This is a genomic window from Azospirillum sp. Sh1 (assembly GCF_008365135.1).
Lineage (GTDB): Bacteria > Pseudomonadota > Alphaproteobacteria > Azospirillales > Azospirillaceae > Azospirillum > Azospirillum oryzae.
Map to the genome: position 1 here is coordinate 35,885 of NZ_VTTK01000036.1, position 22,274 is coordinate 58,158.

At 65.4% G+C, this 22,274-nt stretch carries 22 protein-coding genes; 11 read left to right on the plus strand and 11 right to left on the minus strand.

From position 1 onward, the window contains the following. Positions 1 to 2 precede the first annotated feature (2 nt). Genes FZ029_RS26475 through FZ029_RS26500 form a run of 6 tightly spaced genes read right to left on the minus strand, consistent with a single transcriptional unit; the run spans position 3 to position 5,787 of the window. The gene (locus tag FZ029_RS26475; RefSeq protein WP_149272654.1) at positions 3 to 761 is read right to left on the minus strand and encodes an SDR family NAD(P)-dependent oxidoreductase; all 759 of its coding nucleotides are present in this window, start codon (positions 759 to 761) and stop codon (positions 3 to 5) included. Beyond that, positions 758 to 1,378: an SDR family oxidoreductase gene (locus FZ029_RS26480; protein WP_149272655.1), complete on the minus strand. Its 621-nt coding sequence runs from the start codon at positions 1,376 to 1,378 to the stop codon at positions 758 to 760. Before FZ029_RS26480 ends, FZ029_RS26475 begins: the two co-directional genes overlap by 4 nt. After that, positions 1,375 to 2,523, minus strand: a complete 1,149-nt coding sequence (locus tag FZ029_RS26485; protein ID WP_149272656.1) for a thiolase family protein — start codon at positions 2,521 to 2,523, stop codon at positions 1,375 to 1,377. The genes FZ029_RS26480 and FZ029_RS26485 overlap by 4 nt, the downstream gene beginning before the upstream one ends. Beyond that, on the minus strand, positions 2,523 to 2,978 hold the full coding sequence (locus tag FZ029_RS26490; RefSeq protein ID WP_149272657.1) for a Zn-ribbon domain-containing OB-fold protein: 456 nt from the start codon (positions 2,976 to 2,978) through the stop codon (positions 2,523 to 2,525). Before FZ029_RS26490 ends, FZ029_RS26485 begins: the two co-directional genes overlap by 1 nt. Before the next feature lie 14 nt (positions 2,979 to 2,992). After that, the gene (locus FZ029_RS26495) at positions 2,993 to 4,153 is read right to left on the minus strand and encodes an acyl-CoA dehydrogenase family protein (protein ID WP_149272658.1); all 1,161 of its coding nucleotides are present in this window, start codon (positions 4,151 to 4,153) and stop codon (positions 2,993 to 2,995) included. A gap of 41 nt (positions 4,154 to 4,194) precedes the next feature. Beyond that, positions 4,195 to 5,787: an AMP-binding protein gene (locus FZ029_RS26500; RefSeq protein ID WP_149272659.1), complete on the minus strand. Its 1,593-nt coding sequence runs from the start codon at positions 5,785 to 5,787 to the stop codon at positions 4,195 to 4,197. 284 nt (positions 5,788 to 6,071) lie between these two features. Here FZ029_RS26500 and FZ029_RS26505 point away from each other — a divergent pair, with 284 nt between their 5' ends. From FZ029_RS26505 to FZ029_RS26520, 4 genes are read left to right on the plus strand one after another with little or no spacing between them, the layout of a single operon-like run. Next, entirely contained in the window at positions 6,072 to 7,460 is a 1,389-nt protein-coding gene (locus FZ029_RS26505; protein WP_149272660.1) for an MFS transporter, read from the plus strand. A 40-nt stretch (positions 7,461 to 7,500) separates the two neighbouring features. After that, positions 7,501 to 8,382, plus strand: coding sequence for an SMP-30/gluconolactonase/LRE family protein (locus FZ029_RS26510; protein WP_149272661.1), 882 nt, complete (start codon positions 7,501 to 7,503; stop codon positions 8,380 to 8,382). Between the two features lie 9 nt (positions 8,383 to 8,391). Next, positions 8,392 to 9,570: a thiolase family protein gene (locus FZ029_RS26515; RefSeq protein ID WP_149272662.1), complete on the plus strand. Its 1,179-nt coding sequence runs from the start codon at positions 8,392 to 8,394 to the stop codon at positions 9,568 to 9,570. Continuing rightward, entirely contained in the window at positions 9,567 to 9,971 is a 405-nt protein-coding gene (locus tag FZ029_RS26520; protein ID WP_149272663.1) for an OB-fold domain-containing protein, read from the plus strand. The genes FZ029_RS26515 and FZ029_RS26520 overlap by 4 nt, the downstream gene beginning before the upstream one ends. Before the next feature lie 20 nt (positions 9,972 to 9,991). Here FZ029_RS26520 and FZ029_RS26525 read toward each other — a convergent pair whose 3' ends face one another. After that, on the minus strand, positions 9,992 to 10,810 hold the full coding sequence (locus FZ029_RS26525; protein WP_149272664.1) for an IclR family transcriptional regulator: 819 nt from the start codon (positions 10,808 to 10,810) through the stop codon (positions 9,992 to 9,994). 379 nt (positions 10,811 to 11,189) lie between these two features. Between FZ029_RS26525 and FZ029_RS26530 the strand changes: the two genes are divergently transcribed. The 3 genes from FZ029_RS26530 (at position 11,190) to FZ029_RS26540 (ending at position 15,243) form a co-directional block, all read left to right on the plus strand. Then, positions 11,190 to 13,358: a PQQ-dependent dehydrogenase, methanol/ethanol family gene (locus FZ029_RS26530; protein ID WP_149272665.1), complete on the plus strand. Its 2,169-nt coding sequence runs from the start codon at positions 11,190 to 11,192 to the stop codon at positions 13,356 to 13,358. 116 nt (positions 13,359 to 13,474) lie between these two features. After that, positions 13,475 to 14,311 carry a MaoC family dehydratase N-terminal domain-containing protein gene (locus FZ029_RS26535; RefSeq protein ID WP_149272666.1) on the plus strand — a complete coding sequence of 279 codons (837 nt, stop codon included), beginning with the start codon at positions 13,475 to 13,477 and terminating at the stop codon, positions 14,309 to 14,311. Between the two features lie 74 nt (positions 14,312 to 14,385). After that, positions 14,386 to 15,243: a CoA ester lyase gene (locus tag FZ029_RS26540; protein ID WP_149272667.1), complete on the plus strand. Its 858-nt coding sequence runs from the start codon at positions 14,386 to 14,388 to the stop codon at positions 15,241 to 15,243. A gap of 132 nt (positions 15,244 to 15,375) precedes the next feature. Here FZ029_RS26540 and FZ029_RS26545 read toward each other — a convergent pair whose 3' ends face one another. Further along, entirely contained in the window at positions 15,376 to 16,941 is a 1,566-nt protein-coding gene (locus FZ029_RS26545; protein WP_149272668.1) for a cation:proton antiporter, read from the minus strand. Between the two features lie 277 nt (positions 16,942 to 17,218). On the opposite strand from FZ029_RS26545, the gene FZ029_RS26550 reads away from it, so the two are divergent. Next, the gene (locus tag FZ029_RS26550; RefSeq protein WP_149272669.1) at positions 17,219 to 17,650 is read left to right on the plus strand and encodes a DoxX family protein; all 432 of its coding nucleotides are present in this window, start codon (positions 17,219 to 17,221) and stop codon (positions 17,648 to 17,650) included. Positions 17,651 to 17,713: 63 nt separating this feature from the next. Here FZ029_RS26550 and FZ029_RS33165 read toward each other — a convergent pair whose 3' ends face one another. From FZ029_RS33165 to FZ029_RS26560, 3 genes are all read right to left on the minus strand, one after another. Next, positions 17,714 to 17,869: a hypothetical protein gene (locus FZ029_RS33165; protein ID WP_188052060.1), complete on the minus strand. Its 156-nt coding sequence runs from the start codon at positions 17,867 to 17,869 to the stop codon at positions 17,714 to 17,716. Between the two features lie 169 nt (positions 17,870 to 18,038). Continuing rightward, entirely contained in the window at positions 18,039 to 18,359 is a 321-nt protein-coding gene (locus FZ029_RS26555) for a hypothetical protein (protein WP_149272670.1), read from the minus strand. Between the two features lie 177 nt (positions 18,360 to 18,536). Further along, positions 18,537 to 19,436: a LysR family transcriptional regulator gene (locus FZ029_RS26560; RefSeq protein ID WP_149272671.1), complete on the minus strand. Its 900-nt coding sequence runs from the start codon at positions 19,434 to 19,436 to the stop codon at positions 18,537 to 18,539. A gap of 151 nt (positions 19,437 to 19,587) precedes the next feature. Between FZ029_RS26560 and FZ029_RS26565 the strand changes: the two genes are divergently transcribed. The 3 genes from FZ029_RS26565 to FZ029_RS26575 all read left to right on the plus strand — a co-directional run bounded on the left by FZ029_RS26565 (position 19,588) and on the right by FZ029_RS26575 (position 22,241). Then, positions 19,588 to 20,511, plus strand: a complete 924-nt coding sequence (locus tag FZ029_RS26565; RefSeq protein WP_149272672.1) for a pirin family protein — start codon at positions 19,588 to 19,590, stop codon at positions 20,509 to 20,511. A 35-nt stretch (positions 20,512 to 20,546) separates the two neighbouring features. Further along, entirely contained in the window at positions 20,547 to 21,143 is a 597-nt protein-coding gene (locus FZ029_RS26570; RefSeq protein ID WP_149272673.1) for an NADPH-dependent F420 reductase, read from the plus strand. Positions 21,144 to 21,476: 333 nt separating this feature from the next. Next, positions 21,477 to 22,241 carry an SDR family oxidoreductase gene (locus FZ029_RS26575; protein ID WP_211104222.1) on the plus strand — a complete coding sequence of 255 codons (765 nt, stop codon included), beginning with the start codon at positions 21,477 to 21,479 and terminating at the stop codon, positions 22,239 to 22,241. Positions 22,242 to 22,274: the final 33 nt, after the last annotated feature.

Genomic DNA, 22,274 nt, shown 5'->3' on the forward strand with positions numbered 1-22,274 from the left:
CTTCAGGACGAGGCGATCGGGTTGCTGATGCTGCGGCCGCCGCAGGCCACCAGCGTTTGTCCGGTGATGTAGCCGCTGCCGGCCCCGGCGAGAAACAGCACGAGTGCCGAGATGTCGTCGACCGTGCCTGCCCGTCCCACGGGAATGGCCTTGAGCACCCGGTCCAGGATGTGCGGCGGCAGCGAACGCGCCATCGGCGTCTCGATGAAGCCCGGGGCGATGCAGTTCACCGTGATCCCGTGCGGCGCCAAGGCCAGAGCCAAGGCGCGGGTGGCGCCGACGATGCCGCCCTTGGCGCAACTGTAGCCGGACGAGCCGAAATTGCCGAGCCACGCGCGCGATGCGATGGACACGATCCTTCCCTGCCCGGCCATCTGCATCACCGGGGCGACGGCTTCGATCAGTCGCAACGGCCCGATCAGATTGATGTCGACCAGCTGGCGGAACAGATCGACCGGCATCTTCTGGATGCGGCTGTCCCTCAGGAAGCCGGAACAGTTGACCAGCAACCCGACACCGCCGAAGGCGGCCAGCGCCCGGTCCCGCAGCGCTTGCGGCAGGTCCCGGTCTCGCACGTCGCCGGCGATGCCAATGACGGTTCCCGGCAGTCCATCCGCGTCCCGGACCAGGGCATCCAGCCCGCCCGGGTCCAGATCGGTGGCGACCAGATGAACGCCGGAGCCGGCCAGGGCCAGCGTCAGCGCCTTGCCAATGCCTCCCGCAGCCCCGGTGATGATTCCCCCGGTAGGAAGTTCGATCATGGATGCAGCCTCCCCACATCGGCGCCCGCGAGCGCGTAGATTTCCTGGCCGTTGATGCCGCGCGCGCCGGAACCGAGCAGCGACGCGATCATGCACGCCAGTGCCTCCGGGTCGCCCAACACCCCGCCGCCGGTCGGCCCGTCAGCCGCGCGCGTGGCGTATACCAGCGTGTTGACGGTGACCGGAGTGGACCGCATCTCCAGCGCCACCGTCCGGAACAGACTGAGCATCGCTCCGGCGAGCGCCGAATTGATCGCCTCGCCCGGCTCCCCCATCGTCGCGCCACCGGGCAGCAGCGCGATCACACGCCCGGCCACGGCGCGCTCCTCGAACGACGCGATCGCCGCCTTGATGACGCTGAAGCAGGACGTCAGGACGTCGAGGAGGTCGTCCACGGTGGGACCGTCCGGGCCGTCGACGAAGGCAGGGGCCAGCAACACCCCGTCAAACGGACCGGAACGGGACAGCAGGTGCGCCGCTCGCGGCTCATCGCACGGCGCGTCATGCCGAAGTCCCCGTTCGATCGTGCCCAGCGCGATGTCGAAGGGCTTCAGGGCGGCAGCAAGGCCCCGCGTGTCCAGGCCATTGCCAACCAAAACCAGCGTGCGCGCCGTCATGACGACATCACCACGGTCGTGACGGAAGCGCCGTCGGTGCCGCTGACCGTGCCCCCCTTGCAGTAGGCAAGCCCAAGCCGGGCGCCGTCCACCTGACGCTGGCCGGCTTGCCCGGTGAGCTGCCAGTAAAGTTCACAGACCTGCGCCATGCCGGTCGCGCCGACGGGATGGCCGCGCGACAGCAACCCCCCGCTCGGGTTGACCGGCAGCGTCCCGCCGATGGAGGTCCGGCCCTGTGCGGTCCAGGCCGCCCCCTGCCCTTTCGGAACGAGGCCGAGCCCTTCCAGCCGCACGATCTCGGCGATGGTGAAGCAGTCGTGCATCTCCACAAGGTCGATGTCCGTGGGCGCGATGCCGGCCATGTCATAGGCCTGCAGCCCGGCACGGCGGGAAATATCCTCCTCGTTGATGTCGCCCAGCCCGGCGCGCAAGGTGCCGCTGACCAGCCCGATCGCCCGAACTTCGGGACGATCCGCGGGCAAGCCGAGCCGCTTGAGGCCCGTCGCGCTGCAAACCACCGCCGCCGCCGCGCCATCGCTGATCGGGCTGCAGTCGAGCAGCCCGAGCGGGTCGGCGATCGGGCGGGCGTTGACCACCTCGTCCAGGCTCACCGGCCGCTGGTATTGTGCGTAGGGGTTGTGCCGGGAATGCTCATGGTTCTTGACCGCGACCATGGCGATCTGCTCGCGCGTGGCGCCATGGTCATGCATGTAGCGCCGCGCGCTGAGTGCGTGTCCGGCGGTCATAACGTAGCCTTGCTGGGCGTCGAGGTCGTTGGCGTCGGGCGTGACGCCGCCCTTGATCCGGTCGGTCATCTTCTCCGCACCGATCACCAGCGCCACGTCGCAAAGCCCGGCGCGGATCGCCATCCAGGCCTCCCTCAGTGCCGTCGCACCGCTCGCGCAGTAGTTTTCGTGATTGCTCACCGGGCGGCCGCCAAGGCCGAGTTCCGTGGCCACGCGCTGTCCCGCCACCGGCCCGCCGAACACATGGCCGACGAACACCGCCTCGATGTCACGGCGATGGGCCCCGGCGTCGCGCAGCGCGTTGCGCGCGGCGTCCACCGCCAATTTCTCGAACGTCACGGAAGGATCGTACTTGCCGAAGCGGACCATGCCCGCGCCGGCGATGTGAACGCTGGTCATCACGCCACCTCCGTCTCGATGCCGGGCACGAAGACGTAACCGATCAGGTCACAACCGTCCCTGCGGGCGACGGTGCGGATGTCCAGGCGCACCGGCGCTCCGATGTGCAGAGCGTCGGGATCGCCGGTAACCTGCGCCAGAACCCGCACGCCGTCGGCAAGGTCGATGTAGGCGAGGCTGTAGGGCGTTTCGCGTCCCGGCGGCGCCTGTCGCACGACGGTGAAGCTGTACACCGTGCCGGTGGTGGCCAGAGGAACCCCGCCCTCGACGTCGTCGGAACCACAGGACGGGCAGAAGTCGCGCGCCGGAAACAGGCGGGTCGAACAGGCGCGGCAGACGGAACCGAGCAGACGAGGCGGATCGGTTTGCAGAAGCCCGTCGCGCAATGGACGCGACGTGGGTGCAGCGGCTTCGGCGATTGCCGGAATGAGAGCCGACGATACAGGGGCCGACATGGGCAGTCCTCCCGTCAGTAGGATTTCGGAAGCCCGAGCACATGCTCCGCCACATAGGCGAAGATCAGGTTCGTCGAGATGGGCGCCACCTGATAGAGGCGCGTCTCGCGGAACTTGCGCTCGACGTGGTATTCGGTGGCGAAGCCGAAGCCGCCATGGGTCTGCAGGCAGACGTTCGCGGCCTCCCAAGACGCTTTCGCGGCCAGATGCTTTGCCATGTTGGCCTGGGCGCCGCAGGGTTTGCGGGCGTCGAACAGCCGACAGGCCTCCCAGCGCATCAGATTGGCGGCCTCCAACTCGATGTAAGCTTCGGCAATAGGAAACTGGACGCCCTGGTTGGCGCCGATGGGCCGGCCGAAGACTTCGCGTTCCCCGGCATAGCGGCGCGCACGGTCGATGAACCAGTACCCGTCACCCATGCATTCCGCCGCGATCAGAGTGCGCTCGGCGTTGAGACCGTCGAGGATGTACTTGAACCCGCGGCCTTCTTCGCCGATCAGGTTTTCTTCGGGGATCTCCAGGGCGTCGAAGAACAGCTCGTTGGTTTCATGGTTGACCATGTTGGCGATCGGCCGCACCGACAGGCCCTTGCCAATGGCCTCATGCAGGTCGACGATAAAGATCGACATGCCCTCCGATTTCTTCCGCACCTCGCTCAGCGGCGTGGTGCGCGCCAGCAGGATCATCAGGTCGGAGTGCTGGACCCGTGAAATCCACACCTTCTGACCGTTCACGACATACCGGTCGGATTTCTTGACGGCGGTGGTTCGGATGCGGGTGGTGTCGGTGCCCGTGGTCGGCTCGGTGACCGCCATGCTCTGCAGGCGAAGTTCCCCCGATGCGATCCTGGGCAGGTAACGGGCCTTCTGTTCGTCGGACCCGTGCCGCAAGACGGTGCTCATGTTGTACATCTGGCCGTGACAGGCGCCGGAGTTGCCGCCGTTGCGGTTGATCTCCTCCATGATCACCGAGGCCTCGGCCAGTCCAAGGCCGGAGCCGCCATACTCCTCGGGGATCAGCGCGGCCAGCCAGCCGGCCTTGGTCAGAGCATCGACGAAGGCCTCGGGATAGGCGCGCGCCTCGTCGATCTTAAGGAAATAGTCGTCCGGGAAATCCGCGAACAGCGCACGGATGGCGTCGCGGAGGTCCTGATGATCGTCAACAAGCGTGGTCATGTCGGTGATCCATGCGATGGCCAGTGCGGAGAGACTGGCGTTCAGCCCGCCACCGGGGCGAAGAAGGTTTCGGCAAGCTTGTTCTTCTGAACCTTGCCCGTGACCGTCAGCGGCACAGACGCTTCCTCGACGAAACGGACGACACGCGGCACTTTGTAGGCGGCCAGATTCGCCCGGCAATGCGCGACCACCTGTTCGACGGACAGGTTCGTGCCGGGATGAGGCACGACCAGGGCTCCCAGGATTTCGTCGCGGGAGTCGTCCGGGACGCCAACGACATAGGCAACGCATATGCCGGGATGGTCCATCAGCACAGCCTCGACTTCGGCCGGCGCCACGTTGATGCCACCCGTCTTGACCATTTCCTTCAGACGCCCACAGAAATACAGGTATCCATCCTGGTCGACATACCCGAGATCGCCTGTGCGGAAGAAACCCTGCTCGTCGATGCTCTGGCGGGTCAGCGCCTCGTCCTTGTAATAGCCGGCGGTGACATGCCCCTTCACACGGACTTCACCGATCCGGCCAGGGGGCAGATCCGCGCCATCGGGCGCCACGATACGCTGCACGACGCCCGGCAACGGCCGGCCGCAGGATGTCAGCCGCCGCTCCAGGGGGTCGTCGGCGTCGGTGACGTGCGAATTGCCGTAGGTTTCGGTCAAGCCGTAGATGTTGCAGATCCGGGTGGCGCCCAGTTCGACGACCCGCATCACCTGTTCCGGCGTACCGAGCGTGGCGCCGCCGCGCAGGGTGCTCAGGTCATAGCGGCTCCGGTCCGGATGGTCATGCAGCGCCTGGGCCATGTTCGGCGTACCGTAGAAAAGCGTGCAGCGTTCGTCCTGAATGAGGCGCAGCGCAGCGCCGGGATCGAACGAGTCCTGGAGGACGATGCAGCCGCCATGGGTCAACAGATTCATCATCGCGTTGACGCTGCCAAGGCCCCAGAACAGCGACACGGCCAGCCATAGCCGGTCGCCCGCGACCACATGCTGTCGCTCGCCGATCTGCCACGGGTTGGCAATGACCGAGCCATGAACCAGCTGCACCCCCTTGGGTGTTGAGGTCGAGCCCGAGGTGTAGAGCAGGAAAGCGAGATCCTCAGGCCGGACGGCGTCGCCGGCCCGGTGAAACTCCGCATCCGCCGCCGCAGCGTCGGAGCCATCCGCATCGAACAGGGGCATCCATCCGGCCGGTAGATCGTCGCCGATTCCGAGCACCCCTTGCAGCAGCGGAAACCGTTCCGTCAGCGGCGCCATGCCGTCCAGCATCGCCCCATAATCGTGCTTCAGGAAGCGCGGGGCCGCGATCAGCAGGCGACAATCCGAGTGGAGGATCAGATGCTCCAGTTCGCGGGTCGTCGCCCAGGAGTTCATGGCAACGGCGACGCCGCCGATGGACGTGATCGCCAGGGCGCTGACGATCCATTCCGGCCGGTTGCCCATCAGAATTCCAACTTTGTCGCCATGGCCGACACCAAGCCGGATCAGTCGCCGGGCGACGGTCGCAACCTGTGCGCCGAGTTGCGCGTAGGTCAGACGCTGACCGTTGCCGACCACGGCCTCCCGTTCGCCATGAAGGGCGATCAGTTCGCCGACCAGCTTCGGAAGCGTCCGGCTTTCAGGCATCTGGTTCATCGGGTTTTCCTCCTGGATTTCTCGCGCCGCTGCGGCGCCCCGGTGGCGAGGAGAGTTGCCATCGCCGCATTCCCCCGATTCACATCGGGAGCGTAGTTCACATATGAGAAATCAGTTTGCCTAACGGAACTAACGCTGCTACATTTCCTTCACACCGTCAAGCGCAATGACTGCGCAAAAACGTGGCAGCCGCATCAGGCAGCCCGTTGACTGGATATCCAAAGCAGCAAGTGCCGATAACAGAAGTCCGGGAAAGCGGCCGCCCTTCATAAGGAGGAAACGGAATGCCCCAAGAAAGCTGTCTTGACGTTCGTGCCCTCATCAACAGCAGGCCTCTTGGTTCCTTTCAAAAGCTGTTGATCGGGCTTGGCTTCATCATCATCGTTCTTGACGGCTTTGACGCCGTCATCATGGGATTTATTGCGCCCCAGCTGAAAACGGATTGGAACATCAGCCATCAGGCGTTGGGCGCTGTGCTCAGCGCCGGCTTGGTCGGACAGGCGCTTGGCGCCATGCTGTCGGGTCCGTTGGCCGATCGTTACGGCCGCAAGCTGATCATCGTCGCCAGTGTGATCCTGTTCGGTGTCTGGACGCTGGCCACCGCCTTTGCCACGGACGTAACGCAGATGGTTGCGTTCCGCTTTTTGACCGGGCTCGGGCTCGGTGCGGCGATCCCGAACACGAGCACGCTCATCTCCGAATATGCGCCAGACCGGACACGTTCCTTTCTGGTCACCGTCACCCTATCCGGCTTCACCGTCGGCGCCGCAGGCGGCGGCTTCATCTCAGCCTGGATGATCCCGGCGTTCGGCTGGCACAGCCTGCTGCTCCTCGGCGGGTTGGCTCCGGTCCTGGTCGGCGCCGTTTTGATATGGAAGATGCCGGAATCGGTGAGCTTCCTGATCACACAGGGTGCGCCGGCGAAGCGGGTCACCGCCATCATCGAGCAGCTGGCGCCCGGTGCAACCGAACCGGGGCAGCGCTACACATTGGGCCGCGCGCCCGCGCAGGATCGCACCGCCATCCGCATCGTGCTGTCGCCGCAGTACCGATTCGCCACGGCAATGCTGTGGATCGGCTATTTTTCCGTGTTGTTCCTCGTCTACCTGTTGAGCAGCTGGCTGCCCACCCTGATCAAGGAAGGCGGCGGCTACAGCGTGTCAAAGGCCGCTATTGCGACCGCCATGTTCCAGATCGGCGGCCCCGTCGGCGCCTTGTCCATCGGCTGGGCGATGGACCGCTGGCACAAATGCCGTGTCCTGACCGGCGTGTTCCTGATCGGCGCTGTGGCGGTCGTCGCCATCGGCCAGATCACCCAGCATTTCGTGCTTCTCTGTCTGTTCGCCGGCTTGGTGGGATTCTGCATGAACGGCGGCAGCGTCGGCATGAATGCACTGGCCGCCGCAGTCTATCCCACCGAGGCGCGTGCAACAGGCTCCAGTTGGATGATTGGCATTGGCCGGATCGGCGCGATCATCAGCGCGTTTATCGGCGGCGAGCTTCTGGCGCAGGGCTGGTCGCTGAGCCAAGTCTTCATCGTCCTGCTGGCGCCGGCCCTGATCGTCGCCGCGGCGATGTTTGCCCAAGGGCGGCACGCGGACCGAACCAAGTCTCACGCAATCACGAACGCACGCCTCGGCGAGGCGCCCTCGCTCGCCGGCTCCGCGGAATGAAGCGTCCGCTCCCACAGATCCCTACCCTCAGGTGACCGCTATGCATGCACAACCCACCTGCGTTCTCGCTTGCGACAACGAACTTGGCGAATGCCCGATCTGGTGCCCGACCACCGGTCGGCTGTGGTGGATCGACGTTGCCCGGCCGGCGCTGTGGCGCTTCGACCCCACCACCGGAGCGTCGGAGAACTGGCCCTTGCCGAAGCCGCCGGCCGCCATCGCCTTGCGCCGCTCCGGCGGGCTGCTGATCCTGTTCCGGCGTGGCTATGCCTTGATCGACGAACCGCAGTCCGGCGCCGCAATCGAGCAGACACACGGTCTCGACCTCGGAGACGAGCGCTTCAACGATGGCAAGGTTGCTCCGGATGGAAAGATGTGGGTTGGCAGCATGGACCGCGCGCTGAAAAGCCCGATCGGTCGACTCTACCAATTCACGCCGGATAACGGGCCGGCTTTCGGGTTGCGGCCGATGGACGAAGGCTTCGTACTGTCCAACGGGTTGGGCTGGAGCCCGGACGGGCGGGCTTTGTACTTTGCCGAATCCCGATCCAAGCACGTCTACAGGTACGATCGTGACCCGGTCGACGGCGCCATCGGGACACGCCACCTGTTCACGACGCTCGATGGTGATGGTGTTCCGGACGGGCTGACGGTCGACGCCGCCGGGCATGTCTGGATCGCCGCCTTCGGCGGCGGCGCCGTGCATCGTTTCCGCCCTGACGGCTCGCTGGACCTTCGGATTACCTTGCCTGTCGAGCACCCGACGAGTTGCACCTTCGGGGGAGACGACCTGCGGGTCCTATACATCACCAGCGCGCGACGGGGCATCGAGGGAAACGCCCGGCCCACGCCACAGGCCGGCGGACTGTGGGCCGTTCGGCTCGACGTGGCCGGCCTGCCCGAAACGTCCCTTTCCTATTGAGCGAAGGCCATGAGCAAATCGGAGACCTCCCGTCGCACCCTGTCCGGCAAAGCCGCCGTGGTGGGTGTCGGCACCACACGCTATGGCAAGTTTCCAGACCTGAACGCCTACGATCTCGGACAATGGGCCTTGCGCGAGGCGCTGGATGACAGCGGGCTCACCTACGCCGACCTCGACGGCCTGATCGTCAATCGCATTCCCAGCTATGGCCGCTTCGCAGAACTATGCGGCCTCGACCCGCGCTACACGCTGGCGACTCCCGGGCATGGCCGCTTTTCGGGCATCTGCATCCAGACGGCGGCCCTGCTGGTGACGACTGGCGCCGTCAACACCGTCGCGCTGGTCTATGCCAATGACGGCGCTTCGGCAGGCACCACCTACGGCGGCGACGCCAGTGGCTACGGGGGTGCAGCGGGCGCGTATGGCAGCACGGACGCGCACTGGGCACCCTACGGTATGACCTCGCCGGGCGCCTTCCATGCCCTGATGATGCAGCGCCACAGGCATCTTTACGGCACGACCCCCGCACAACTCGGCGAGATCGCCGTTACCTTTCGCCGGCATGCCAGCCTGAATCCCGGCGCGGTAAAGCGCCAACCCTTCAGCCTCGACGACTATCTTGCGGCCCGGTTCATCTGCGAACCGCTGCGGTTGCTCGACTACTGCCTGATCAACGACGGCGCCGTGGCAATGATCATTACCTCCGCCGAACGCGCCCGGGACCTGCGGCAGCCGCCGGTCTACATCCGCGGCGCGGCGCAGGCCTCGTCCTTCACCGGGTCCAGTTTTCCTCCTGAAGACTTTTGGGCCGCGCCCATGCAAGAGGCGGCACGGGACGTCTACGCCATGGCCGGCCTCGGCCCCCACGACATGGACGGACTGATGATCTACGACAACTTCACACCGACGGTGCTGTTCACCCTGGAAGGCTTCGGATTCTGCCCACGCGGCGAGGGCGGGCGCTGGATCGCCGACGGCCACCTTCGGCTGGAGGGCGCCTTCCCGACGAACACCAGCGGCGGCCACCTGTCGGAGTCCTATCTGCAGGGGTGGGGCCTTAACGTCGAAGCGGTGCGGCAGTTGCGCGGCCAGTGTGGCGAGCGGCAGATCAGCAACCCTCAAACCATCCAGTACATGGCCGCGTCTCCGGTGGTGACCTCAGTGATTTACGGGAGGACACCAGCATGATCGACGTCCCGATGCCTCCCGACGATCCGGAAAACCGTCCGCACTGGGAGGCGGCCAAGCGGGGAGTGCTGCTGATTCAATGCTGCCCCGCATGCGGCCAATGCCGGTTTCCCGCGGTACGCTCCTGCGCACACTGCCACCATGTCGGTGGGGACTGGATCGAGGCCAGTGGCCTTGGTGTGATCGAGTCCTTCTGCATTTTCCACAAGGCGTACTGGCCGGCTTTCCAAGCGGTGCTGCCCTACACCGTGATTCAGGTAAAACTGCGCGAGGGGGTTCGTTTCATGAGCAATTTCGTGGCTTCTCCCGGCGAGCCTCCCGGCATTGGCCTGCCGGTCCGCGCCCGCTTCGATCCGGTGCGGCCCGATTTGACCCTGGTGCGCTTCGAACCGCTGGTCTGAGGACCGGATGGGCGCCGCAGTTACACCTCGGCGTCCTCCACCTCGTCTCCTTCGTCTTCCTTGAACAGTTCCGCCGGCGAGGCTTGCAGTTTGGCTCCCAGGCGTTTTGACAAGGCGGCCGTCCGCTCCCGCAGGAGTGTGCGGATGTGCGCCTCATGTTCCGGCGCGATGCGTCCGGTCGGCAGCGCGACGCCGATGGAGGCGATCGGGCGTCCATTGATGTTGAACACCGGCGCCGCATAGCCGGTGATGCCAGGGCGAAATTCCTCGCGTACGTAGGCCAGACCGGTTTCCCGGATTGTCGCGAGTTCCCGACGGATGTCATCGAGATTGGTCTTGGTGAATTCGGTATGGGCAACCGGCTTGTGATGCTTCAGGTAGTCTTCACGCTCGCCATCCTCGACAAAGGCCAGGATCGCCCGCCCCAGAGCGCTGGTCAGCATAGGCAGATGCTCCCCGATGTTGAGGGAGTGCGCCAGCGGCGATGGCAGCGTTTCCGAACACACGACGACAACGTCGTCGCCCTTGGGAATGGCCATCGTCGTGTATTCGTTCAAATCGAGAAACAGCTGGTGCACGACCGGAGACCCGACCCGGACGATGTTCAGATTCTTGATGTAGGCATGTGCCAGAAACATGACCTGCGACCCGATGGAAAAGCGCCCGGTCTCCCGGTCCAATTGCAGATAACCCGGCCGCTGGAGATCCCGCAGCAGGCCAGTAAGACTGCTCTTGGGAATGCCAAGCGCCTGCGAAATTTCCGTATGGGTCGCGCTGCCGCTTTTGCTGCTTGCGACAAACTCCATGATTTCCAAAACTCGCAATGCCGACTTCGCCATTTCAATCCCCGTGCTGGAGCCGAAGCTCCGCTCACTCTGCGCCCTGCGCGATCTATGAACTAAGTTTACCTATTAAAACCAGAGAAGTCATCGGGCGAAGGCCGGCGCATGTTCGTGAAGCGGCCGCAGGCTGGCACCGCATGCCGACGGTCCTCGCCAGACATAGCGCTTGCATCATCCAGGCGCAGTCGCTAGACTGTTCCTATAGGTGCACTAAGTTCTTTCATCAGAACAGCGCCTGCGTTCAACTCACGTCCCACAGGCACAGCGCCTTCTTCAGGGGCCACGGTCGAGGGAACGCATGGGGCCTGATCGTCCATTCCCCTTGAATGCTGCTTTCAGGCCAACGAACCAGACCAACAAATCAGGGAGGACGCACATGCCCGGAACGCCGACCAAAGAACCGCTCGCCTTCGCGTTTTCTTCTCTGAAATGGATCATCCCCGTTGTTGTGCTTTACGGGGGCGCGTCGACCGCAGCTTCAGAGAGTTTCGACGTCACCGGGAAGCGGATCGAGGCGCTCTCGCAAGGAGGTGCGGAGTGGCTGAGCTATGGACGCGATTATTCCGAACAGCGCTTCAGTCCCCTGCGAGGAATCGATGAGACGAACGTCGGCCGGCTCGGCCTGACAGGCTACATCGATCTCGGGGAGAACCGCGGCCAGGAAGCGACGCCGCTGATGGTCGATGGTGTGCTGTTCACCTCGCTGTCCTGGAGCAAGGTGATGGCGGCGGATGCGGTCACCGGGAAAGTCCTCTGGACCTACGATCCTCAGGTGCCAAAAGGAAAAGCCATCGATGCCTGTTGTGATTCCGTAAATCGAGGTGTCGCGGTCTGGGAAGGCAAGGTTTTCATCGGGACGCTTGACGGGCGGCTCGTCGCCCTCAATGCCAGGACGGGCGAGTTGATCTGGCAAAAGCAGACCACCGACCCGTCCCAGGCCTATACGATCACGGGTGCTCCGCGTGTCGTGAAGGGGAAGGTCATCATTGGAAACAGTGGTGGGGATTACGGAACACGCGGATACTTCTCCGCCTACGACGCGACCAGCGGAGAGATGATCTGGCGCTTCTATGTCGTGCCGGGGGACCCGTCCAAGCCCTATGAGCATCCGGAACTGGCCGAAGCGGCCAAAACCTGGACGGGCGACGTCTATTGGAAATATGGCGGCGGCGGCAATCCGTGGGATGGCATCGCCTATGACCCGGACCTCGACCTGCTGTATGTCGGAACCGGAAATGGCAGCCCCTGGAACCGCGAGGTCCGTAGTCCTGGCGGTGGCGATAATCTGTATCTTTCCTCCATATTGGCCGTCCGCCCCGACACGGGAAAACTTGTTTGGTATTATCAGGAGACGCCTGGCGATTCGTGGGATTTTACCTCCACGCAGCAGATCACGCTGGCTGATTTGGAGATCGACGGCAGAAAGCGACGCACTCTGCTTCACGCCCCCAAGAATGGATTCTTCTATGTTTTGGATCGCGCCACCGGTGAACTGCTCTCGGCCGAGAAATTCGGAAAAGTGACATGGGCGGACCGCATCGATTTGAAGACGGGAAGGCCTGTGGAGCATCCGGAAGCGCGCTATCTGGACAAACCTGTGGTGCAATGGCCAAGCGGTTTCGGCGCCCACAACTGGCACCCCATGTCTTACAGTCCGCTCACCGGCTTGGTCTACATTCCATACCATGAAGTCCCCGGCGCCCTGCGTAACCAGGCCAAGGAGTTTGTTTTTCGCCCGCATCGCCTGAACACTGGCAATGGGTTCTCTGACGCCCGAGAATTCCCCAAGGAGGCGGTCAGCGGAGCATTGCTGGCTTGGGACCCCGTTGCCCAGAAGGCGCGCTGGCGGGTTCCGCACAAGAGCCACTACAACGGGGGCGTGCTCAGCACCGCAGGGAACTTGGTGTTTCAAGGCACTGCGGCCGGCCATCTGGTTGCCTACAGCGCCGACAAGGGAGAGGCCTTGTGGGATTTCGATGCCCAAACCGGCATCGTGGCCGGCCCGATGAGCTATGAGGTGAACGGAGAACAATATCTGGCGGTCATGGCAGGCTGGGGCGGTGCGGCAGCCACGGTCGGGGGTGAAGCGGCTCAAGTCGAGGGGCGGCGAAACATCAGCCGATTGCTGATTTTCAAGATCGGCGGAACGGCGTCTCTTCCCCCAAAAGCCAAGTCGATCGAGAGCGCCGACCTTTCGGGCAGTGGGCTGTCCATGGCGATTAATGCTAGCACCCGCCAGGAAGACGTTGATGAAGGTGCGGTGATCTACGCGAACAACTGCCTGGTGTGCCACGGCGTCGGGGCAGTAAGCGGTGGACTGATGCCGGATCTCCGCAAGGTCGATCCCACCATCTACGACTCCATGGAAGCCATCGTTCTTGGAGGCGCGCTCGAGGATCAGGGAATGCCGAACTTCGGCAAGTATCTTCTGCCTGCCGACGTTGAAAAAATAAAGGCCTATATCGTCAGCCGCCGCAAGGCGAGCTTCGGCACCGCAAACAGCGTCAAAGATGCGTCCTCCGACGCTCCGGCTTCGCCCCAATAGACCCACCGGATCGCATTGCGCAGTTCCACAGCAGGCCGAGTCGCTGAAGCTGGAGGCATGGCGGAGCCCACACAGCGGCGCCATCCACCCTGCCCTATCGACCAGGAGCTTTGAGCATGACCTTCGAGCATCTGCGTGACTGGATTGGCCGGTCGGAAAGCGTTTCGGATATCGCGGCCCCGGCGGCGCTCGAAAGGCTTGCGGCGATCCTCGATCATGACACGCCACCATGGCGTGACGGCGAGGTGCCGCCGCTGGGCCATTGGCTCTATTTTCTGCCCCGAGCCCGGCAGCGCGACATCGCCGAGGATGGTCACCCGCACAAGGGCGGCTTCCTGCCGCCCGTCGACTTGCCCCGGCGCATGTGGGCTGGCGGCAGCCTGATCTTTCATCGTCCCATCGCCGAGGGTGAGGCGATCACCCGGCGCTCCGTCATCGATGACGTCGTGTCGAAGGAGGGACGGTCGGGCCGCATGGTGTTCGTGAAGGTCCGGCACGAGATCGCCACCGGCTCCGGCCTTGCCATCACCGAAGGCGACGACATCGTGTATCGGGAAGCCGCCGCGCCCGGCCAAGTCCCCCCGCCGGGCGAGCCGCCGACCGAGCAGCCGGCCTGGCATCGTCCGCTCATGATCGATCCGGTGCTGCTGTTCCGCTTCTCCGCGCTGACCTTCAACGGACACCGCATCCATTACGACCGGGCCTACAGCCGCGAGGTGGAAGGCTATCCGGGGCTGGTGGTTCACGGGCCGCTCAGCGCCACCCTGCTGGTTGACCTGTTCTTGCGCCACACGGGGGCGCGGGTGAAGGGCTTTCGTTTCCGCGGGATAAGGCCGCTGTTCGACATCCATCCGCTGACTCTGTGCGGTGTTCCGACCGCAACCGGTGCACGGCTTTGGGTGACGGATCATGCGGGATCGGTCGCCATGTCGGCCGAACTGGATGCCGACTGACAACCTGCCAAACCGGGAGGATTGACCATGGAGTTTGACGATTTCAACGCGGCGAAGACCGGAGGTAGCGTCTGATGTCCCTTCCTTGCCGGTCCCTCCTTTTTGTTCCTGCCGACAATCCAAAGCTGCTGGCCAAAGCCCATCAGTGCGGTGCTGACGCCATCATCCTTGACCTTGAGGACGCGGTCCTGCCGGCAAGAAAGCCGGAGGGCCGCACTGGATTGTCGGAGCAGATCAATCGTCTGCACGGGTTCGGCATGCCGGTGCTGGTCCGGATCAACAGCGCATGGCGCGATGTGGCCGCCGACCTGGAAGCTGCCGTCCGTCCGGGCGTGACGGCGCTGATGGTGCCCAAGGTGGAGGACGCCGGGGCTCTGCGGGTGCTGTCCTCAATGGTCGGTGAATGGGAAACGGAGCGTGGGCTGAGACCGGGCACAGTCGGTCTGGTCGCCCTGATCGAAAGTCCGCTGGGGTTGGAGCGGATGGCGGACATTGCCCGGACTCCGCGGATGGTGGCATTGGCGTTGGGAGGCGAAGATTTCTCGCTGGCACTCGGCGTCGAACCGACCGAGGCGGTACTGGCGCTTCCCTGCCGCCAAGTCGCGCTAACCGCCGCAGCCCATGGCTTGGCCGCGCTGGGCGTGCCGGGATCGCTGGCGGAGTATCGCGACCTGGAGCTTTATCGCGCGTTGGTCGCGCAGGCGCGCACGGTTGGAATGTCCGGCGTGCTCTGCATCCATCCTGCCCAGTTGGCGGTCGTCCGTGAAGCCTTCGCTCCCTCGCCCCGCGACGCCGAGTGGGCCAAGCAAGTGCTGAAAGCGTGGAACGAAGCCCAGGAGAAAGGCCAAGGCGCCACGTCTCTCAATGGGTCCATGATCGACCGTCCGGTGGTGGAGCGGGCAAAGGCCATCATGCGCTGCCACCTCGGCTGACAGCCCGATTTTCGCCATCACGCCGAGACCCGGGAGGTCGCCAGAGCGGATTGAACGGCATCTCGGTTCCGATCTGTCGCATGCAGCGAGCCGGAACCGTACGGTATTCTTCCCCGCACACGTCGAGCTCCCTCACCCCTCCACCAGTTGCAGACGCTCGGGCGGGGAAGAGGCGAGTTCGGCCCAGTCAAGTTCCTGCTCCAGCGCGTGGAACACGTCGTCGTCGATGGCGCCGGCACGGCGCATCTCGGCAAGCCTGCAGCGCTTCACGGCGATCATATCCCGCCTCAGGCGGTCGCGCACGCTGACCTCCCGAGGATGCTGTCCGGCTGCGGCGGCCGCACGCTCCGCCCGGTAGGTTTCCCGCTGCGCCCTTGCGGCCTCGTCGTCTCGTCCCTCCAGCGCCGCGACGGCGGCATCCACCAGGACGATACGGGCGGCGGACAACTCCCGTTCAAATGAATGGTCCTGCGGAAAGCGCAAGCGGACGATCAGCGGCCCGAGAGTCAAGCCTTGCAGCACCAGGGTGCCGAGCAGAACGGCGAAGGCGCATAGCACGATCAGGTCACGCTCGGGGAAGGCGGACGGCAGGGCCTGTGCGGTCGCCAGAGTCACCAGTCCGCGCATGCCGCACCAGGCGACCACCAGCCCCTGCCCCACTGTCGGAACGTCTTGCCCGCCTCGGCGCCGCAGGATGAAGGCGGCGGCACGGTTGTAGACGAGCACCCAGACCACGCGCACCGCCACCACCGCCAGGAACACCGCCACCGCAACCCCGGCCGCCTGCCAGAAGCGGTCGCCTTCCAGCCTGCCGATGATCGCCCTCGCCTGCAGGCCCATCAGAAGGAAGGCCAGGACGTTCAGCAGGAAGACCACCGCCTCCCACACGGAATAGGAATGGACGCGGTCGCGGGGTGGCTGCCGCTCCGGCGCGGATTGCGCCACCGTCATGGCAAAGGCGACGGTGGCGAGAATCGCCGAGAAGTGCAGGCGCTCCGCGATCACCCAAGTGCCGAATGTGGTCAGGAATTCGAAGATCGTGCCGCTGAGCGTCCCGGCAAGCCGGGGCGCCAGCAGAACATAGATGCGGCCGATCAGAACGCCGACAAGCAAGCCGCCGGGCACCGCCAAAGCGAGCTGCGGAAGCAGGTGCTCCGGAATGGCGCCGCCCGCCATGCCGGACTGGACCGCCACGGCGGCGCTGAAGATCAGCAGGGCGACCGCATCATTCAGCAGGCTCTCGCCCTGTAGAATGGTGACGGTGCGGCGCGGCAGGGCGAAGCGCCCAAGCATGGCCGCCGCAGCCGCGGCATCGGGCGGCGCCACGATGGCGCCCATGGCGATGGCGGCGGCGATGGGAAGTCCCGCCAGCGCGATGCCGACCCACGCAACCGCCACGGTCGTCAGGATGACCGCCACAGCCGCCAGGGCCAGCAACGGCGCCCAGTTGCGCCGCAGCGCCGCGAAGGGCGTGTCATAAGCCACATCGACCAGGGCCGGCGCCACGAAGAGCGCCAGCGCCAATTGCGGATCCAGCGTGATGTCGGGCGCCGGAATGTCGGGCGCCCAGGGCAGCGCCGCCACCGCCACGCCCGACAAGCACAGGATGGTGGGATAAGGAACGGAAAGCCGGCGCGAGAACTGGAGCAGCAGGACCGCAATCAGAAGCAGGATCAACGTACTCTCGAACAATGCCATGAGCGGCCGCCCCTTTCTGCCTGAGGCGGCTGGTTCCGCGACCAATGTTCCGCCGGAGCCTCCGGTATGACGCAGCCCGGCGCGGCCGGGCAATCTCCGCAAGGGTGGTAGCGCTCGGCCACTTTTCAGTTTCATCGAACGTTACGACCTGTTTTATCCCGGTTTTCCTGAACGTAGAAGATGCGTAGATCTCTGTCATCCCCGGCGCCGACGAAAAGACCGAGCGCTGATCCGGAAATCCCGACCACCAAAACCCGATCAACGAAGGATGACTGACATGACCATCTCCGCTCCTACCGCTTCGACCTCGTCCCTGCCGATGGCCTCGATCGCCGCCGACGCCGCTCCGCTGGCCGGCCGTGTCCTGCTGGCGGGCCTGTTCCTGGTCTCCGGCTATGGCAAGCTGATCGCACCGACGATGACCATCGGCTACATCCAGGCGGTTGGGCTGCCGGTGCCCGAACTGTCCTACATGATGGCGCTGCTGGTCGAGCTGGCGGGCGGCTTGGCCCTGGTCGTCGGCTTCCAGACCCGGCTCGTGGCGCTCGCCATGGCGGTCTTCACGGTCGCGACGGCGGTGACCTTCCACAACAACCTCGCCGACCTCGACCAGTACTTCCACTTCTTCAAGAACATCTCGATCGCCGGCGGCCTGTTGCAGATCGTCGCCTTCGGTGCCGGCCGCTTCAGCCTCGATGCCCGCCGCTGAACAAACTGCCCGCCGGTGCGGAGGCGCCAAAGCGCCTCCCCCGCCGGCCGGATGTCCTGTCGATCAGTGACCCACCGGCAGCGCGATGGCGTCGGTCGGTTCCCATTCCACCTGATAACGACCGCCCGGACGCACATGCTGGTGATCGGCGTTGTTGGGAGTTTTTGCGATCAGCCCGGCGGCCGGACCGTCCGCCAGCGGCGGGCTGGCCCGCCGCAACGCCGCCCAGGTGGCGGTTTCGCCCCAGCGTGCATCGATGGCGGGCGGTCTTGGCCAGCAGCGCGCGTCAGGCGCCGGCTCGCCTCGCCCAGGCGGGGCTCGCCATAGGCGGCCTTCAGGTCGCGGGCCAGCGCGGCATAGGCGCTCTCGGGCGGCAAGCCCTCGCTGGTTACGCCGGGAGCACGACCGCGGTGCCGAGCGAGCGCAGCGCCAGAATCGCGGCACAGCCGATTGCTGTCAGAAACGAGCCGACGGCAGCGAAATGGAGGTCGGAATGGAGCGGAATCAGGGCCGACGCACCGCTGCCGAGTTGACCGGCGATCGACAGCAGGCGATTGCCGAGCCAGCCGAGAAGGCGCTGATTTCCCGACGGCATCATCAACAGGTCCAGCACCCCGCGAACGACGGAGCAGCCGGCGCTGTGCAGCTTGCAGGAAAGGGTCGACAGGACATCGCCGGCGGCGACGCAGAGGGAGGTGGATTGGCTCATGATCCGCGTCCTTGGATCTTTGGGAGAGATCGGGATCAGGCCGGACGAGAACGGATTGCCGTGCCGGTCAATGCAAGGACGCTAAACGTTCCTACGCGAACGATAAACCAAGCAGATCGAAGAAATCCGTTGCACGATCAGGAACAATCAACATCAGGAACAATCAACGGCGGTTCCTCATTCCGCCATCTGGCCTTCGAAGCGGGAAATCAGGAAGGAGGCGGCCGGCCCCGGCGGGCTGTCGGTGCGATGGACGGCCTGCAGCCGATAGGGACCGCCCTTGCAGTCGGGCATGTCCAGCCGCACCAGCCGTCCGGTGTCCAGATCCTCCTGGATCATCGGCAGGGGCATGTTGCCCCAGCCGATCCCCTCGCGCAGCAGCATGTGCTTGGATCCCAGATCGGCGAGCCGCCAGGTGCGCGTTCCGATGACCGCGAACTCCCAGCCCTGCGTCAGGGTGGAGCGGTCGGTCAGCACCAACTGCACATGCTCGCGCCCCGCGCCGGGCGGATTGCGCCCGGCCAGCGCCAGCGGATGGGAGGGGGCGGCGACCGGCACCAGTTCGACGAAACCGACGCCGATCCGCTCGATGCCGTCGATCTCCATGTCCAGCGGCCCGCTGATGCCGATCGTCGCCGCACGGTTGAGCACCATCTGGGTCACCGCTCCCAGCGCTTCGACATGCAGGCGCAACGTCACGGTCGGGTAGGTCTCCCGGAAGGCCTTCAGCGCATCGACCACCCGCCAGGCCGGCAGCATGACGTCGAGCACCAGATGCACCTCCGATTCCAGCCCCTCGATCAGGCCCTTCACCTTGGCGCGCAGGCTGCCCATGCCGTTGGCGATGGTCCGCGCCTCCGACAGGACGGCGCGGCCGGCGTCGGTCAGCTGCGGCCGCTTGGTGGTCTCGCGGTCGAACAGCGAGACGCCCAGCTGCATCTCCAGGTTCGCGATGGAATAGCTGATGACGGAGGTCGCCCGCCCCAGCTTGCGCGCCGCCCCGGCGAAACTGCCGGTATCGACCACGGTCAGGAAAACGCGGAGCTGATCGAAGGTCGGGGTGCCGGGATCTGACATTTCCAATTTCTCGAACGTTTCGATCCATCTTATCCCGGTTTTTCCGAAGGTCCAGCGGCGTTAGCTTTCCCTCACCAGCAACGCCGGGCCGCTCTCCAGACCTGAACAGCCCCGCCCGGCGCCGCATCTTCCCAAACCGGGAGTTCCTGTCATGACCGTCCGCCCCGCCGCCGGCATCGACCACATCCTGCTGCCTGCCGTCCGCGACATCGGCGGCGGGTTCCAGGTCCGCCGCTCCCTGCCGTCGGCCATGCGCCGGTCGGTCGGCCCCTTCATCTTCCTGGACAGCTTCGGCCCGGTGACCTTCACCGCCGGCGAGGGGATGGACACCCGCCCCCACCCGCACATCGGCCTGTCGACCCTGAGCTATCTGATCGAGGGCGAGATCGTCCACCGCGACAGCGAAGGCTTTGTCCAGACCATCAAGCCGGGGGCGGTGAACCTGATGACCGCCGGGCGCGGCATCGTCCATTCCGAACGCACGGCCCCCGCCACCCGCAGCGCCGGCCACCGGCTGTTTGGCTTCCAGAGTTGGATCGCCCTGCCGGCGCAGCATGAGGAGACCGATCCCGGCTTCCAGCATGTCGCAGCCGACACGCTGCCACGCATCGAAGGCGAAGGCATCGACCTGCGCCTGATCGCCGGCTCCCTGCTTGGCCGGCGCGCGCCGACAAACGCCTTTTCCGACCTGTTCAACGCTGATGTCGTCCTGCAGGCCGGTGCCCGGCTGCGCATTGACGCCGAGCACGTCGAACGCGCCGCTTATGTCATCGACGGCGCGGTGGAGGTGGTTTCCGAAGACGGCCTCTTCCGCAAGGACCAGTTGATCGTCTTCCAGCCAGGGGCGGAGATCGTGCTGCGTGCCGTCGGCCCGGCCCGGCTGATGCTGCTGGGCGGCGAACCGCTGGACGGGCGGCGGCACATCCACTGGAATTTCGTGTCCAGCCGGCGCGAGCGCATCGAACAGGCCGCACAGGACTGGCGCGAGGGCCGCTTTCCCGTCGTACCCGGCGAAACCGAGTTCATCCCGCTTCCGGAACCGACTTCGAAGCCCGCGGCACCCCGCGCGGCCTGATCCATCCAACCTGTCATTTTGAAAGGACCATCGTCATGACCACTTACGCCATCCTGGGTTCGGGCGCCATCGGCGCCGCCGTCGCCGGCCAGTTCGCCCGCAAGGGCATCGAGGTTCTGCTCGCCAACAGCCGCGGGCCGGAAACCCTGGCCGGCCTTGCCCACGATCTGGGACCGAGCATCGTCCCCGTCTCCGTGCGGGACGCGCTCGCCGCCGATATTGTCATCCTGGCGGTGCCCTATGACGCGGTGCGTGATGCCGTGCATGGGGCGCCGGCCTGGAACGGCCGCATCGTCGTCGACGCCACCAACGCCATCGACTTCCCGGCCTTCACCCCCCGCGACCTGGCCGGCCGGCCGTCCACCCACATCGTCGCCGAAGCGGTGCCCGGCGCCCGCGTCGTCAAGGCCTTCAACACCCTGCCGGCCGCGGTGCTGGCGAAGGATCCGCAGGACAACGGGCGGCGCGTCCTGTTCGTGTCGGGCGACGACGATGGCGCCAACACCGAGGTCGCCGGCCTGATCGAGCGGCTGGGTTACGCCCCCATTACGCTGGGCCGCATCGCGGATGGTGGCCGCCTGCAACAGTTCGGCGGAGCGCTGATGGTCCACAGCCTGATCAAGCAGGGCTGATCGTCGAACTCGGCGACCGCGACCATCGGATCATTCGACCGCCGACGGACAGCCGCTACCACTGGGTACCGGTGGAATACCGCAACCGCGAGTGAAGCCCCCAATGTGAGGCCAGCCAGGACCATGCGCCTCGACGGCATCGATGAAGGCGCGAAGATCGGCGTTCCCGGTCGACCGTATGTCGAAAGCTCCGTTTGCCCACCTGCCGATTATGCGGCGGATCCGAACAAGCCATTCGAATCCAGGCCGATTATTCCGGTCGGCCCCCGCCGCTAGCTTCTGGACCAGGCCGGCCGATCGACCGGCACCCGAACCAGCAACGCAGAGGCAGCCATGATGACCAGCATCGTCAACACGGTAAACGACGTCGAGGGCAAGGTCGCCATCGTGACCGGTGCAGCCAGCGGCATCGGCCGCGCCACCGTGGAACTGCTGCACGCCCGCGGCGCCCAGGTGATCGCGGAAGACATCAACCCCGCGGTGGAGGAACTCGCCCGCCCGGGCCTGGTTCCGCTGGTCGCCGACATCGCCGCCAACGGCAGTGCCGAACGTGCGGTGGAACTGGCGGTGGAGCGCTTCGGTGCGCTCGACATCCTCGTCAACAATGCCGGCCGCATCATCTACAAGCCGCTCACCGAGACCAGCCGCGAGGAGTGGGAAGGCATCCTGGCGACCAACGTCACCGGCGCCTTCCTGCACTCCCGCGAAGCGATGAAGGCGATGATGCCGCGCAAGAGCGGCGCCATCGTCAACATCGCTTCCTACGCCTCCTACTTCGCGTTTCCCGGCATCGCCGCCTACACCGCGTCGAAGGGCGCCCTGGCGCAGCTGACCCGCACCCAGGCGCTGGAGGCGATCCCGCACGGCATCCGCGTCAACGCCATCGGCGTCGGCGACGTGGTGACCAACATCCTCAACCACTTCATGGACAACGGCCGCGATTTCCTGGCCGACCACGGCAAGGCCGCCCCCATCGGCCGCGCCGCCCAGCCCGAGGAGATCGCCGAGGTCGTCGCCTTCCTGGCGTCGGACCGCGCCAGCTTCATCGTCGGCGCAGTGGTGATGGCCGACGGCGGCATGACCGTTACGGCCGGTTGAGGCGCAGCAGCGCCAACCATTGTCCCCTCAGCA

Bases quoted from the DNA above. Each gene is read 5' to 3' on its own strand.
- FZ029_RS26475 (WP_149272654.1), bottom strand. From the start codon at position 761: ATGATCGAACTTCCTACCGGGGGAATCATCACCGGGGCTGCGGGAGGC.
- FZ029_RS26480 (WP_149272655.1), bottom strand. From the start codon at position 1,378: ATGACGGCGCGCACGCTGGTTTTGGTTGGCAATGGCCTGGACACGCGG.
- FZ029_RS26485 (WP_149272656.1), bottom strand. From the start codon at position 2,523: ATGACCAGCGTTCACATCGCCGGCGCGGGCATGGTCCGCTTCGGCAAG.
- FZ029_RS26490 (WP_149272657.1), bottom strand. From the start codon at position 2,978: ATGTCGGCCCCTGTATCGTCGGCTCTCATTCCGGCAATCGCCGAAGCC.
- FZ029_RS26495 (WP_149272658.1), bottom strand. From the start codon at position 4,153: ATGACCACGCTTGTTGACGATCATCAGGACCTCCGCGACGCCATCCGT.
- FZ029_RS26500 (WP_149272659.1), bottom strand. From the start codon at position 5,787: ATGAACCAGATGCCTGAAAGCCGGACGCTTCCGAAGCTGGTCGGCGAA.
- FZ029_RS26505 (WP_149272660.1), top strand. From the start codon at position 6,072: ATGCCCCAAGAAAGCTGTCTTGACGTTCGTGCCCTCATCAACAGCAGG.
- FZ029_RS26510 (WP_149272661.1), top strand. From the start codon at position 7,501: ATGCATGCACAACCCACCTGCGTTCTCGCTTGCGACAACGAACTTGGC.
- FZ029_RS26515 (WP_149272662.1), top strand. From the start codon at position 8,392: ATGAGCAAATCGGAGACCTCCCGTCGCACCCTGTCCGGCAAAGCCGCC.
- FZ029_RS26520 (WP_149272663.1), top strand. From the start codon at position 9,567: ATGATCGACGTCCCGATGCCTCCCGACGATCCGGAAAACCGTCCGCAC.
- FZ029_RS26525 (WP_149272664.1), bottom strand. From the start codon at position 10,810: ATGGCGAAGTCGGCATTGCGAGTTTTGGAAATCATGGAGTTTGTCGCA.
- FZ029_RS26530 (WP_149272665.1), top strand. From the start codon at position 11,190: ATGCCCGGAACGCCGACCAAAGAACCGCTCGCCTTCGCGTTTTCTTCT.
- FZ029_RS26535 (WP_149272666.1), top strand. From the start codon at position 13,475: ATGACCTTCGAGCATCTGCGTGACTGGATTGGCCGGTCGGAAAGCGTT.
- FZ029_RS26540 (WP_149272667.1), top strand. From the start codon at position 14,386: ATGTCCCTTCCTTGCCGGTCCCTCCTTTTTGTTCCTGCCGACAATCCA.
- FZ029_RS26545 (WP_149272668.1), bottom strand. From the start codon at position 16,941: ATGGCATTGTTCGAGAGTACGTTGATCCTGCTTCTGATTGCGGTCCTG.
- FZ029_RS26550 (WP_149272669.1), top strand. From the start codon at position 17,219: ATGACCATCTCCGCTCCTACCGCTTCGACCTCGTCCCTGCCGATGGCC.
- FZ029_RS26555 (WP_149272670.1), bottom strand. From the start codon at position 18,359: ATGAGCCAATCCACCTCCCTCTGCGTCGCCGCCGGCGATGTCCTGTCG.
- FZ029_RS26560 (WP_149272671.1), bottom strand. From the start codon at position 19,436: ATGTCAGATCCCGGCACCCCGACCTTCGATCAGCTCCGCGTTTTCCTG.
- FZ029_RS26565 (WP_149272672.1), top strand. From the start codon at position 19,588: ATGACCGTCCGCCCCGCCGCCGGCATCGACCACATCCTGCTGCCTGCC.
- FZ029_RS26570 (WP_149272673.1), top strand. From the start codon at position 20,547: ATGACCACTTACGCCATCCTGGGTTCGGGCGCCATCGGCGCCGCCGTC.
- FZ029_RS26575 (WP_211104222.1), top strand. From the start codon at position 21,477: ATGATGACCAGCATCGTCAACACGGTAAACGACGTCGAGGGCAAGGTC.